The organism is Nonomuraea turkmeniaca (assembly GCF_005889735.1).
GTDB lineage: Bacteria > Actinomycetota > Actinomycetes > Streptosporangiales > Streptosporangiaceae > Nonomuraea > Nonomuraea turkmeniaca.
On record NZ_VCKY01000011.1, the window covers coordinates 1 to 13062 of the forward strand.

General features: G+C 72.0%; 12 protein-coding genes. 5 read left to right on the plus strand and 7 right to left on the minus strand.

Annotation, left to right across the window (positions count from 1 at the left end):
- Nucleotides 1–127: 127 nt before the first annotated feature.
- Nucleotides 128–850 carry an ABC transporter permease gene (locus ETD86_RS04825; RefSeq protein ID WP_138664874.1) on the minus strand — a complete coding sequence of 241 codons (723 nt, stop codon included), beginning with the start codon at nucleotides 848–850 and terminating at the stop codon, nucleotides 128–130.
- Nucleotides 847–1734 carry an ABC transporter ATP-binding protein gene (locus ETD86_RS04830; RefSeq protein ID WP_138664875.1) on the minus strand — a complete coding sequence of 296 codons (888 nt, stop codon included), beginning with the start codon at nucleotides 1732–1734 and terminating at the stop codon, nucleotides 847–849. Before ETD86_RS04830 ends, ETD86_RS04825 begins: the two co-directional genes overlap by 4 nt.
- A gap of 196 nt (nucleotides 1735–1930) precedes the next feature.
- On the opposite strand from ETD86_RS04830, the gene ETD86_RS04835 reads away from it, so the two are divergent.
- The gene (locus tag ETD86_RS04835; protein ID WP_211369827.1) at nucleotides 1931–2761 is read left to right on the plus strand and encodes an undecaprenyl-diphosphate phosphatase; all 831 of its coding nucleotides are present in this window, start codon (nucleotides 1931–1933) and stop codon (nucleotides 2759–2761) included.
- On the opposite strand, the gene ETD86_RS04840 is transcribed toward ETD86_RS04835, so the two are convergent.
- Complete coding sequence (locus ETD86_RS04840) at nucleotides 2692–3405, minus strand: hypothetical protein (RefSeq protein WP_138664876.1); 714 nt, start codon at nucleotides 3403–3405, stop codon at nucleotides 2692–2694. The two genes, ETD86_RS04835 and ETD86_RS04840, sit on opposite strands and share 70 nt — an antisense overlap.
- 217 nt (nucleotides 3406–3622) lie before the next feature.
- Nucleotides 3623–4771 carry an MFS transporter gene (locus ETD86_RS04845; RefSeq protein WP_138664877.1) on the minus strand — a complete coding sequence of 383 codons (1149 nt, stop codon included), beginning with the start codon at nucleotides 4769–4771 and terminating at the stop codon, nucleotides 3623–3625.
- A gap of 86 nt (nucleotides 4772–4857) precedes the next feature.
- On the opposite strand from ETD86_RS04845, the gene ETD86_RS04850 reads away from it, so the two are divergent.
- Both ETD86_RS04850 and hrpB read left to right on the plus strand, forming a co-directional pair.
- Entirely contained in the window at nucleotides 4858–5271 is a 414-nt protein-coding gene (locus tag ETD86_RS04850) for an ArsR/SmtB family transcription factor (protein ID WP_138664878.1), read from the plus strand.
- A gap of 14 nt (nucleotides 5272–5285) precedes the next feature.
- Nucleotides 5286–7670, plus strand: a complete 2385-nt coding sequence (hrpB, locus tag ETD86_RS04855; RefSeq protein ID WP_138664879.1) for an ATP-dependent helicase HrpB — start codon at nucleotides 5286–5288, stop codon at nucleotides 7668–7670.
- A gap of 58 nt (nucleotides 7671–7728) precedes the next feature.
- Here hrpB and ETD86_RS04860 read toward each other — a convergent pair whose 3' ends face one another.
- Nucleotides 7729–8904, minus strand: a complete 1176-nt coding sequence (locus ETD86_RS04860) for a threonine synthase (RefSeq protein WP_138664880.1) — start codon at nucleotides 8902–8904, stop codon at nucleotides 7729–7731.
- Between the two features lie 52 nt (nucleotides 8905–8956).
- On the opposite strand from ETD86_RS04860, the gene ETD86_RS04865 reads away from it, so the two are divergent.
- Both ETD86_RS04865 and ETD86_RS04870 read left to right on the plus strand, forming a co-directional pair.
- On the plus strand, nucleotides 8957–10396 hold the full coding sequence (locus ETD86_RS04865) for an amidase (protein ID WP_138664881.1): 1440 nt from the start codon (nucleotides 8957–8959) through the stop codon (nucleotides 10394–10396).
- The gene (locus ETD86_RS04870; RefSeq protein ID WP_138664882.1) at nucleotides 10396–10608 is read left to right on the plus strand and encodes a hypothetical protein; all 213 of its coding nucleotides are present in this window, start codon (nucleotides 10396–10398) and stop codon (nucleotides 10606–10608) included. The genes ETD86_RS04865 and ETD86_RS04870 overlap by 1 nt, the downstream gene beginning before the upstream one ends.
- 7 nt (nucleotides 10609–10615) lie before the next feature.
- Here ETD86_RS04870 and ETD86_RS04875 read toward each other — a convergent pair whose 3' ends face one another.
- Nucleotides 10616–11473 carry an aldehyde dehydrogenase family protein gene (locus tag ETD86_RS04875; RefSeq protein WP_138664883.1) on the minus strand — a complete coding sequence of 286 codons (858 nt, stop codon included), beginning with the start codon at nucleotides 11471–11473 and terminating at the stop codon, nucleotides 10616–10618.
- Nucleotides 11474–11635: 162 nt separating this feature from the next.
- Nucleotides 11636–13060, minus strand: coding sequence for an aldehyde dehydrogenase family protein (locus tag ETD86_RS04880; RefSeq protein WP_138664884.1), 1425 nt, complete (start codon nucleotides 13058–13060; stop codon nucleotides 11636–11638).
- Between the last annotated feature and the right edge of the window lie 2 nt (nucleotides 13061–13062).

The following is a 13062-nucleotide window of genomic DNA, read 5'->3' on the forward strand; positions in this document are numbered from 1 at the left end:
ATCCCCGGCCCCGCGTCCAGCAGTGACCAGAGCGGCCAGCACAAGAGCAGCAGCCACGCGGCGGACCCAGCCCGGGCCGCCGCGCGGGCGCGGCCGTGCTCCAGCTCCGGCAGCGCCGTCCTCACCGTCACAAAGCCCGACGGTAACGCCACACGGCGAGCCCGGCGAACAGCAGGGTCCACGCCGCCAGCAGACCGACCCCGGTCCCGCTCGGCCACTGTCCCTCCAGCACCCGCCAGCCGAGCGATCCGGCCTGGTAGGCGGGGCTGTACTCGGCCAGCGCGCGCATCCCCTCGGGCATGGCCTGCAGCGGCAGCCAGAGGCCGCCCAGAACGGACAGTACGAAGTAGACGCCCATCATGGCCAGATTCGCCGCCTGCCCCTTGAGCGTGTAGCCGAACGCGACGCCCAGCGCGGCGAAGGGCATGACGCCCAGCCAGATCAACGCCACCAGCGCCGGCCAGGCCCACAGCGGCAGGCGCACCCCGCCCAGCAGCGCGCCCCCAGCCAGCACGACGAGGATGCTCGGCAGCACCCCCGCCGCCCCGCTGACCAGTTTGGCCACCACGTACCCGTGCGGCGGCAGCGGCGTCACCGCGAGCTGCCGTGACCATCCCTTGCTCCGCTCGAGCGCGATGGCGCCCCCGATGAACAGCGCGCCCCCCATCGCGCCGTACGTGGTCATGGAGACCATGGAGAACGCGGCGAAGTCCACGCGCTGTCCCTGCGGGACCACGTTGAGCACCTTGGTCCACAGCAGGTAGAGCCCCAGCGGGAAGGCGGTCAGCAGGATCAGCCCGGCCGGGTTGCGGAAGGCGCGCCGCACTTCGAGCTTCAGATACGACCTCATCGTTCCCGCCCTCCCGTCAGGCTGATGACGGCGTCCTCCAGATCGGTGCTCATCATCCGCACCTCGCTGACGTCGAACATCGCGAACAGGCCGCGAAGCGTGGCGTCGGAGTCGTCCGTGCGCAGGGTGACGGCCCGCCCCTCGATCCGCACATGGCGCACGCCCGGCAGGATCGCGAGCTCCGCCACGTCCGCGTCCTCGAGGACGAAACGCACCTCCGTGCCGCCGACCAGGGATTTGATGGCGCTCACCGGCCCGCTCGCCACGATCTTGCCGCCGGCGAGCAGGACGACCCGATCGGCGTAGTCGTCGGCCTCGGTGAGGTAGTGGGTGGCGAAGATCACCGTACGGCCCGCGGCCGTACGGGCGCGCACCTCCTGCCACAGCGAACGGCGGCTCTCGACGTCCAGCCCCACCGTGGGCTCGTCGAGCACGAGCAGCTTCGGGTCACCGGCCAACGCCAGGGCGAACCGGACGCGCTGCTGCTGACCGCTGGACAGGCGGCCGACGCGCCGCGTGGCGAACTCCTCCACGCCCGCCGCTCGCATCGCCCGCTGGACCGGAACCGGGTGCGGGTACATCCCGGCGACCGCCGTGACCAGCTCATCCACCCGCACGTCCTCCAGCAGCCCGGAGTCCTGAAGGAGCACCCCGACCTCGCCGGCTTGCAGCGCCTCGACCGGTGTCCGGCCGAAGACGCCGACCACTCCTGAGCCGGGGCTGAGCAGCCCGAGGGCGATCGACAACATCGTGGTCTTGCCCGCCCCGTTCGGCCCGAGTACGGCGACCGTCTCCCCTTCCGCGACGCTCAGGTCCACGCCGTCGAGCGCGACGGTGTCGCCGTAGCGCTTGCTCACGGCCTTGAGTTCCAATGCTGTTGGCATGGCATTCAGCCTGAGCGACGGCACAGCCCCGGCTGAAGTGCCGTACGTCAGCACACCCGACGTGACATATGTCAGCCGGCCGGGACCACTTTCGCCGGATCCCACCCGGGCTGCAACGCGCTACGGGAGCAACTGCTCGGTCCCCGTTTCCGCTAGCCTCACCCTCGTCACTCCCGCGTTCTCGAAAGGTGTCGTTGTGATCGGCTGGTTCGAAGCGGTGGTTCTGGGGTTGATCCAGGGGCTCACGGAGTTCCTGCCCATCTCCTCCAGCGCCCACATCCGGGTGGTCTCCGCTTTCGCCGGCTGGCAGGACCCGGGGGCGGCCTTCACGGCCGTCATCCAGATCGGCACCGAGACGGCCGTGATCATCTACTTCCGCAAGGAGCTCTGGGAGATCATCTCCACCTGGACGCGGTCGTTGTGGAACAAAGAGCTGCGCAGCCACTGGGCGGCCCGCATGGGCTGGTACGTCATCGTCGGCACGCTGCCGATCGGCGTGCTCGGCCTGGTGCTGAAGGACCAGATCGAGGGCGTCTTCCGCGACCTGCGCCTGGTGGGCACCACGCTGATCGTCTTCGCGCTCATCCTGTGGTTCGCCGACCGCACCGCCCGCAACAAGCTCACGCTGGAGAAGCACCTCAGCTTCACCCACGCCATCGTCTACGGCTTCGCCCAGGCGCTCGCCCTGATCCCCGGCGTGTCCCGCTCGGGCGGCACCACGACCGCGGGCCTGCTGCTCGACTACCGCCGCGAGGACGCGGCCAAATACTCGTTCCTGCTGGCCATCCCGGCCGTCCTGGCGTCGGGCCTGTACGAGCTGAGCGAGATCGGCGAGGGCCCGTCCCCCGCGTGGGGGCCGACGATCCTCGCCACGATCATCTCGTTCATCGTCGGTTACCTGGCGGTGGCCTGGTTCCTGCGCTACATCAGCACCCACCGCTTCACGGGCTTCGTGATCTACCGGATCGTGCTCGGGTTCTTCGTCATACTCGCGGTCACCGCGGGCTGGATCCCGGCGATCGGGTAGTACGCCGCCCACGCCTCGTCGCCCATCCTGAGGATCTTCACCCCGATCCAGCCGAGGGCGAGGACGGGAGCGGCCCAGAAGGGCACGGTCGCGGGGCCGTACGGGACCGTGAAGGAGCCGACGTAGCCGGCGGCCACGACGAGCGGCACCCACCAGCCGGTGAACCCGGCCCGCCACACGAGCACGGTCAGCACCGGCAGGCCGAGAAGCCCGAAGAACATCCACGGCATCTGGAACCCGAAGATCACCCCGGGCAGGTTGACGATCTCGTCCATGATCTTCTGTGCCTGCTCGGGCGGGTACTGGCGGCCCAGCCACCACTCCACGGGATCCATCATCAGCAGGGCCGACAGGGAGAGGTAGCCGATGATGGTCAGCCCGCCCAGCACGTGGCTGAGGACCATGAACCGGCGCCTGGTGAGATGCAGCAGGCCGAGTACGGCCACGGCCATGAGCATCCAGCTCCAGTGGTAGAGGACTGACTGAATCTGGGCGAGCGCGGGGTTCACGCCAAAGCTGACCGCCTCCCTGTCGTCGCCCCAGGTGCCCGGGTCGACGGCCACGGCGACGGCCTGGAGCAGGGGGGCCACGATCAGCAGGACGCCTGCCGTGACGCGGCGGAAGGTCACCTGGTTGTTCAACATGCCGCCGACGGTAGGCAGCGACCCCTGCCGCCGTCGTCCGCCTGCTGGAGGACGGCTCCTCCCCTGCCAGGTGGAGAAGATCAGGAGGCGGCCCCTGTGCCGCATGGTGCAGCGGGGCCCCGTCGTGCGGGTCCGGTCGCGCGGTCCTCAAGGTGGAGCCGCTGGCGCCGATGCCCGCCGACGTGCTCGCGGCCGCCAGCGCGCCGAACCTCCGTCGCTACCTGACGGGCACGCTCTCCCTGGCGGAGATGGCCACCTTCCGGTAGGTGGCCATCGTGAACAGCAACGTCACCAGCCCGAACGCGGTGGCCAGCACGATCACGCCCGTCCTGCCGTACCAGTCGAGCGCCGCGCCGCCGGCCAGCCCGGCCACGAACAACCCGAGGTACTGCGCGGACGACAGCAGCCCGAGCCCGATCGGCACATTGTCAGGGACCGCGGCGACGGTCCTGAACTGCTGGGCCGGCACCACGAGCCAGCCGAGCGCGCCCCACAGGAAGGCCCAGACGAGCGCGATCGGCAGGGCGAGGTTCGCGACGGGGATGAGGGCCAGGAACACGGTGGACGCGGCCAGTCCCAGAATGATCATCCTGCGGGGGCCGTACGCGTCGGTGAGGCGCCCGCCGAGCTGGTTGCCGACGACGCCGCCGAGCCCCCACGCCCACAACACCGCGGGCAGCGGCAGGTCGAACAGCGACCCGATGTAGGTGTACGCGGTGAACCCGGCCGAGAACATCAGCAACTGCGTGACCAGCACCACCAGCACCCGCCGGTCACCCAGCGGCGCGAAACGCTCCTTCAGCCGCCCCGACGCCGGGATCCTGAGCTCGGGCACCACGGCCGCCACCCAGGCGAGCCCGACCATCCCGAGCCCCACCACCAGCCAGATCGTGACCCGCCAGCTCGTGGCCGTGCCCAGCCAGGTGCCGAGCGGCACCCCGATCGCCGAGGAGACACTCAGCCCGCCTATGACCAGCGCCAGCGCCCGGCCGCGGCGCTCCGGGGTGGTCAGCGCGTTCGCCACGCCCGACGCGGTCGGTGTGAACATGGCCGCCCCGACGGCGGCGATCACCCGGGTGGCCAGGACCAGCGAGTACGTCGGCGCGAGCGCGGTCAGCACATTGCCCAGCACGAAGACGCCCATGGCCAGGAGCAACAGTTGTTTACGCGGCAGGCGGGCGGTCAGGGCGGCGAGCGGGGGCGACAACACCGCGTACGCCAGCGCGAAGACCGTCATCAGCTGCCCCGCCGCCGATGGCGAGATCTCCAGGTCCGCCGAGATGGGCGGCAAGAGCCCGGCGGTCACGAACATGCCCGTACCGATCGCAAAATTTCCGACAGCCAGCGGGAAGAGCCGCGTACTCATGAAGCCTCCAGCAAATGTTGGATGCCCATCAAACTGACTTATAGTTGGATCGTTGTCAAACGATAAGACGGAGGTAGGGTTCACGCATGCGCCTGCTACCGCATCCCGCCACCGCGGACATCGAGCTCACCGAGGTCCTGCGGGCGCTGGCCGATCCCGTCCGGCTGGAGATCGTCGTCCGGCTGTCCGTGGCCGGTGAGCTGAACTGCACCGTCGCCGGCGACGACCTCGGCGTGCACAAGTCGACGGCCTCACACCACTACCGGACCTTGCGCGAGGCGGGTGTGCTGCTCACCAAGCAGATGGGCAGGCTGAAGTACATGAGCCTGCGCCGCGACGACCTGGAGTCCCGCTTTCCCGGCCTGCTCGACTCGATCCTGGCGGCCGCGCTGACCCAGCCCAGCGCGCCGGCCGCGACGCAGGACCAGCCCGACGCACCCGCCCGCCTCGACCTCGACCCGGCCGGCGCGGCTCGTGCCGACGCCCACGCCCAGCCCTGACGCAGACGACGATCATGCCCGCTCCTGGCGCACTGCCCATCCACCACGTCCTGCCCGAGCTGCTCGGCGTGCTCGAGCGGCACGGCACCGCAGTGCTGACCGCCCCGCCCGGCACCGGGAAGACGACGGTGGTTCCGCCGGCGCTGGCCGAGGCGGGGATGCGGGTGCTGGTGGCCGAGCCGCGCCGCCTGGCCGTACGCGCGGCGGCCCGCCGGATGGGCGTGAGCTACACGATCCGCGGCGAGCGCCACACGGGCGCGAACCCCATGGTGGAGGTGGTCACGACCGGCGTGCTGCTCCAGCGGCTCCAGCGGGACCAGGAGCTGGCCGGGGTGGACGTCGTCATGCTGGACGAGTGCCACGAGCGGCACCTGGACGCGGACACCTCGCTGGCGTTCCTCTTGGACGTACGCGACACGCTCCGCCCCGACCTGCGCCTCATCGCCACCTCGGCCACCGCCGACGCCGCCCCGTGGTCCCGCCTGCTCGGCGGCCCGGTCGTGACGGCAACCGGGGCCGCGTACCCGGTCGAGACGGTGTGGGCCCCGCCGCCGCGCCCGGTCGCCCCGCCGCACGGGCTGCGCGTCGACCCCGCGCTCCTGTCCCACGTGGCCTCGGTGGTCCGCCGCGCCCTGGCCGAACACGACGGCGACGTGCTGTGCTTCCTCCCCGGCGTCGGCGAGATCGCCAAGGTCGCGGCCATGCTCTCCGGTACGGGTGTCCCGGACGTCCTCCAGGTGCACGGCCAGGCGCCGGCCCACGTCCAGGACGCGGTGTTGTCGCCGGGCTCGGCGCGCCGGGTGGTCCTGGCCACGTCCGTCGCCGAGTCGAGCCTGACCGTTCCCGGCGTCCGGGTGGTCGTGGACTCGGGGCTGGCGCGCGAGCCGCGTACGGACCATGCCCGGGGGCTGGGGTCGCTCACCACGGTCAGGGTCTCCAAGGCGGCCGCCGGCCAACGGGCGGGACGGGCGGGCCGCGAGGCCCCTGGGACGGTGTACCGGTGCTGGACCGACGCCGACCACGAGCGCCTGGCCGACCACCCGCGTCCCGAGATCGTGCTCGCGGACCTGACCGGATTCGTGTTGCAGGCGGCCTGCTGGGGCGTCACCGACGCCTCCGGGCTGGCGCTCCTGGACCCGCCACCGCCGGCCGCGATGTCCGCCGCCACCCGCACCCTGGTGGAGCTCGGCGCTCTCGGGCCGGATGCCAGGGTGACGGACCGCGGGCGGCGGATGGCGCTCGCCGGCGTGCATCCCCGCCTGGCCAGGGCGCTGCTGGATCTGGGCCCGCGTGCCGCCGAGGTGATCGCGCTCCTGTCCGAGCAACTGCCCCGGGACGCCGGCGACGACCTCGTGGAGATCTGGCGCACGGCCCGCCGCGGCGGATCCGGCTTCGCCGCCCGCTGGCGCCAGGAGGCCCAGCGCCTCCGCAGAGCGGCGTCCCAGGCCGGTGGCGAAACCGAGGACGACGTGCTGGCCGGGATGGCGGTGGCGCTGGCGTTCCCGGAGCGGGTGGCGCGCCGTCGCGGCGGCGGATATCTCATGGCGTCGGGCACCCGGGGCCAGCTCCCCGAGGGCTCCCGGCTGCAGACCGCGGAGTGGCTGGCCATCGCGGTCGCCGACCGCCCCACCGGGCAGGCGTCGGCCCGCATCAGGCAGGCGGTCACGATCGACGAGGAGATCGCCAGACGGGCGCACCCCACCACGACAGAGGACGAGGTCGAGTGGCGGGTCCCGCCGGGCGAGCGTCGCGGCGACGTCTCCGCCCGCAAGGTCGAGCGCATGGGCGCCATCGAGCTGTCCTCGACCCCGCTCAAGGACGCCGACGTCCGCGAGGCCATCCTGTACGGCCTCCGCACGGAAGAAGTCCTGACCTGGACGAAACAGGCCAAGGACCTCAGGGACCGCCTGGCCTTCTGCCACCGCGCCATCGGCGACCCCTGGCCCCCGATGGACGCGCTCATCGACCTGGCCGACCAGTGGCTGGAGCCGGAGCTGTCCAGGGCCCGCCGCCGCGCCGACCTGGAACGCCTCGACGTGGCCCAAGCACTCAAACGCCTGATCCCGTGGAGCGAACGCCTGGAGAAGGTCGCCCCTGAGCGCATCGAGGTGCCCAGCGGCTCCCACATCAGGATCGACTACGCGGGTGAGCAGCCGGTGCTGGCGGTGAAGCTGCAGGAGCTGTTCGGCTGGCAGGAGACACCGCGGATCGCCGGCGTGCCGGTCCTGGTGCACCTGCTCTCCCCGGCGGGCCGTCCGGTGGCGGTGACGGCGGACCTGGCGTCGTTCTGGCGGGACGGCTACCGCTCCGTACGCGCCGAACTCCGCGGCCGCTACCCCAAGCACCCCTGGCCGGAGGACCCGCTGACGGCCATCCCCACGAGCCGGACTCGCCGATGACGGACGCCGCGAAACACGGCTTCACCACGGCCGGTCCGCTCCGCGTCTGGCTGAAGAGCTAACGCAGGTCCTCCAAGGTCGGGTTCTCCAGCACCGGGAACGTCTCCGCACCGACCCCCACGTCCTTGAAGCCGCTGGACGTGCCGATGCACACGACCGGCCCGTCGAACTCGCGCCGCAACCGCCGGTACCCGGCCAGCCCGGCCGCCCCGGACAACTCCTGCCACAACCCCTGCCGGGCCAGGTCCCGCTGTGCCTGCCGCATCTCGTCATCCGTCACCAGCACCGCCTCGCCGCCGCTGTCCCGCACGGCCAGCACGCCCCGGTGCCCGCCGACGGACCCGGCGATGCCGTACGCGTCGCTGTGACCCAGCTCGACGATCGCGGCCGGCGCGCCGGTGGCGATCGCGCGCGCGTGCGGCCCGCCCGCGGCCGTCTCACAGGAGAACATCCGGGGCGTGGCGCCGGCCAGCCCCAGCAACCGCAGCTCGGTGAACCCCTTCCACACCCCGTAGAGCAGCTCCGCGTACCCGGTGGGCGCGAAGACCGCCGCCGGCACCGCGCCGAGCTGCAGGAACACCTCGTACGCGATCGTCTTGTATCCCTCGGGCCCGAACGGGTGTCCGGTGTGTGTGACGGTCTGGTTGCTGACCGGGTGGTACCCGAGCCGGTCCACGACCTCCCGCAACAACGGCCACCGGGCCGCGGTGGGCACGGAGACCACGCGGGCACCGTACGCGCGGGCGAACGCCTGCACGGCCGGCGGTGAATCGGCCGACGTCAGCACGATCGCGCGGAGTCCCGCCCGCGCGGCGTAGGCGGCGGCGGAGGCCCCGTGGTTGCCCGACGAGGCCACGACCACGCCTGGCGCGCCCGCTGCGACGGCGGCGCTGACCGTGACCCGGTTGAGCCGGTCCTTGTGCGACCAGGTCGGGTTCCGCGACTCGTCCTTGATGTAGATCCCGTCGAACTCGACCAGCGGCGTCCCGCCCTCCCCCAGCGTGGGGGCGTCGAGGGGCGGCAGCAGCGGCGCCCAGCGCCCGATGTCGGTCCCCGGCTCCTGGTCGAACAGCCGCGTGTCCACCCGCGCGTAGTCGTACACGACGTCCAGCGGATAGGCGATCTCGTCGGTGCTGGTCTTCGGGCAACCCCGCGTCAGCGGTGGGAACAGCGGGAACTCGGTCGCTGGAGCTCCGAGGGAACGTTGGCCGGTGGCGAGCGATGTGCTGTTCACGTGTTCTCACCCTACTCTCGCCACCAGGTACGAAAACCTGCACACTCGAGACATGTTGTGGGCAGGCAGGACCGCCACCGAGATCGCCACGGCCGTTCGGCACGGCGATGTCTCGGCCACGACGGTCGTCGAGGAGCACCTTCACGTCATTTCCGAGCGGGACCCCGAGGTGGGAGCGTTCCGGCGGGTCAGGGAGCAGGCCGTGGAGGAGGCGCAGGCCGTGCAGAAACGTCCCGACCTGGCGGAGTTGCCGCTGGCGGGCGTTCCCGTGGCGGTGAAGGACAACCTGGAGGTGGCGGGCGAGGCCACGCGCGGCGGCTCCGCCGGCACCGCGGACGTGCCCGCGCCGGCGGACCATGCGACGGTCGCGCGGCTGCGCGCGGCGGGCGCGGTGGTCGTCGGCCTGACGAACCTGCCCGAGCTGGGGCTGGTGGCGTTCGGCGACAGCGCGTACGGCATCGTGCGCAACCCATGGGACCGGACCCGCACGCCCGGCGGCTCGTCCTCGGGCAGCGCCGCGGCCGTGGCGGCGGGCATGGTGCCGATCGCGCTCGGCAACGACGGCATGGGGTCGCTGCGCATCCCGGCGGCGGCCTGCGGCGTGCTGGCCGTCAAGCCGGGCGCCGACGTGGTGCCCCCGCCCGCCGATGACTGGAACCGGCTGACCGAGAACGGCCCGCTGGCCACGACCGTGTCCGACCTGGCGCTGACGCTGTCCGTGCTCGCCGCCGACCCGTCGCTCGCGGAGGCGTGGCGTGGCGGCCGGCGGGTGGATCCGCGCCCGCCCATGCTGCGCTCCGTCTGGGCGGACGACGACGAGGTGTGGGAGCCGCAGCCGCCGCCGGACAGCCCCGAGCCATTCGACCTGCGGGTGGCCTACGCGCCGCAGCCGCTGCCGATCGGCCTGCCCATGGACAAGGAGTTCCAGGCGGCGGTGCGCGCTGCGGCCGAGACGTTGCGGGTGGCCGGGCACACGGTGGTCGAGCACGGCCACCGGCTGCCTGCCTGGCTGGGCCCGGCGACGATCGCCACCTGGCTCAGCCAGGCCGCCATGTCGGCGGCCGAGATGGACAGGCGCACCGTGGAGCGACGCACCCGGGCGCTTGCCCGCGCGGGCCGGGCGCTGACCAGGATGAAGCTGGACGGCGTACGCGGCCGCGAGCGCTGGAGCGCCTACGGGGCGGATCAGTGGTTCGGCGACGCGGACGTGCTGATCACGCCCTCGCTGGGCACCGTGCCGCCCAGAGCGGACCGCTGGGGCGAGCGCGGGTTCCTGCGCAACGTGCTGGCCAACGTCAGGTTCGCCCCCGCCACGGGTGCCTGGAACATGTGCGGCTGGCCCGCGATCACCGTGCCCATCGCCACGCACACCAGCGGCCTGCCGATCGGCGTGCAGCTCATCGCCCCGCCCGGCGGCGAGCCGCATCTGCTCGGCCTGGCCGCCCAGCTCCAGTCCGCCCATCCTCCGGTGCGGCCACGCGGCTATCACTGATGCTTCTGGCCGCCGCGGACGATCTGCCCATAGCCGTCCAGACCACCGGCCACGGCCTCCCCGTAGCGCCACACGGGCCGGCCCCGCTGTCCGGCTCGTCGCCGGACGCCGGCGCGATCTCGTACACGCTGGGCGGCGGCGGCATCGGCCTCCTGGCCGAGCTCAAGGCCGGGTGGGACCCGCGGAACCTGTTCCGCCTGAACCCGGCCTGAGCCGGACTCAGATCCCGACCGGATGCCAGACGGTCTTGGTCTCCAGGAACCGCGTCATCCGCCCGATCCCCGGGTCGGCCGTCCAGTCCTCCTGGGCGGGACGCAGGACCCGCTTGAGGTTCTCCGCCGCCGCCTGCTCGCACCGCAGCGCCAGGTCGGCGTCCGCCACCCCGGTCAGGTCGAGCCCGTTGACGTCCATGTGGCTCGCCAGCCAGGGCGCGAGCTCGGCCTGCCGCCCGGTGAGCACGTTGACGACGCCGCCCGGCAGGTCCGAGGTGGCCAGCACCTCGGCCAGGGTGATCGAGGCGAGCGGCGACGGCTCGGAGGCCACGACCACGCAGGTGTTGCCGGTGACGATCACCGGCGCGACCACGGACACCAGCCCGAGCAGCGGGTCGGCGGGCGCCACGATCGCGACCACCCCGGTCGGCTCGGGCGAGGACAGGTTGAAGTAAGGACCGGCGACCGGATTGGCCGCCCCGCGCACCGCGGCGATCTTGTCGGACCACCCGGCGTACCAGACCAGCCGGTCCACCGTCGCGTCCACGGCCTCCAGCGCCGCCCGCTTCCCGCCCTGTCTCACCGGGGCCGACTCCTCGGCGAACTGGGCGCGCCGCCCCTCCAGCATCTCGGCGACGCGGTAGAGGATCTGCCCCCGGTTGTACGGGGTCGCGCCCGACCAGCCGGGGAACGCCTTGCGCGCGGCCACCACGGCGTCGCGGGCGTCCTTGCGCGAGGCCTGCGAAGCGTTGGCGAGGAATTCGCCCTTGGGCGAGGTCACGGGGTAGGACCTCCCACTCTCAGAGCGCGGGAACGCCCCGCCGATGTACAGCTTGTAGGTCTTTCTGACGGACAGCCGGCTCATCGACCCTCCTGCGACGTCTGAACGGGGACGAAGACCTGGCCGCACCGGCTCACACCGCAGCGATGGGCGTACCAGCCGGTGCGGACCGGACGACCGGCCCGCGCGAACGCGTGGCCGCGGGTGGCCTGCGCACGCCGTTTCCGGCGCCGGGGGCGGCGATGCTCACACGTCAAGGTAGGCCTCCAAGCCGAGCAATCCGCCCTCGCGGCCGTACCCGGACTCCTTGTAACCGCCGAAGGGAGAGGCGGGATCGAACTTGTTGAACGTGTTGGCCCAGACCACGCCGGCCCGGAGCTTGTCGGCCATCCAGAGGATGCGGGATCCCTTCTCGGTCCAGATGCCGGCGGACAGCCCGTACGGGGTGTTGTTGGCCTTCTCGACGGCCTCGGCCGGGGTGCGGAAGGTCAGCACGGAGAGCACCGGGCCGAAGATCTCGTCTCTGGCGATCGTGTGCGACTGCGCGACCCCCGTGAAGATCGTCGGCGGGAACCAGAAGCCGCGCTCGGGCAGCTCACACGCCGGCGACCAGCGCAGCGCGCCCTCCGACTCGCCGATCTCGGACAGCTCCCGGATCTTGGCCAGCTGGTCGGCGGAGTTGATGGCGCCGACGTCGGTGTTCTTGTCCAGCGGGTCACCGACCCGCAGCGTGCCGAGCCTGCGCTTGAGCGAGTCCAGCAGCTCGTCCTGAATGGACTCCTGCACCAGCAGGCGGGAGCCCGCGCAGCACACGTGTCCCTGGTTGAAGAAGATGCCGTTGACGATGCCTTCGACGGCCTGGTCGATGGCGGCGTCCTCGAACACGATGTTCGCGGCTTTCCCGCCCAGCTCCAGCGTCAGCTTCTTGTCGGTGCCCGCCACCGTGCGCGCGATGATCCGCCCGACCTCGGTGGAGCCGGTGAAGGCCACCTTGTTGACGTCGGGGTGCGCGACCACGGCCGCGCCGGTGTCGCCCGCGCCGGTCACGATGTTGACCACACCCGGCGGCAGGTCGGCCTGCCGGCAGATGTCGGCGAACCACAACGCGGTCAGCGGCGTGGTCTCGGCCGGCTTGAGCACCACGGTGTTGCCGCAGGCCAGCGCGGGCGCGATCTTCCAGGCCAGCATGAGCAGCGGGAAGTTCCACGGGATGACCTGCCCCGCCACGCCCAGCGCCTTGGTGCCGAATCCGGCGTACTCGAGCTTGTCCGCCCAGCCGGCGTAGTAGAAGAAGTGCGCCGCGACCAGCGGCAGATCCACGTCGCGTGACTCGCGGATCGGCTTGCCGTTGTCCAGCGACTCCAGCACGGCCAGCTCGCGGGCCCGCTCCTGGATGATGCGCGCGATGCGGAACAGGTATTTCGCCCGCTCGGCGCCGGGCAGCGCGCTCCAGACGCCAAACGCCTTGCGCGCGGCCTGCACGGCCCGGTCCACGTCGTCGGACGTGGCGGTGGCGATCTCGGCCAGGGGCACCTCGGTCGCCGGGTTGATCGTCTTGAACGTGGGGCCCGAGCCGTCGACGAACTCGCCGTTGATGAACAGCCCGTACGACGGCTTGATGTCGACGACGTCGGTGGATTCGGGGGCGGGTGCGTATTCGAAGATCGCCATCG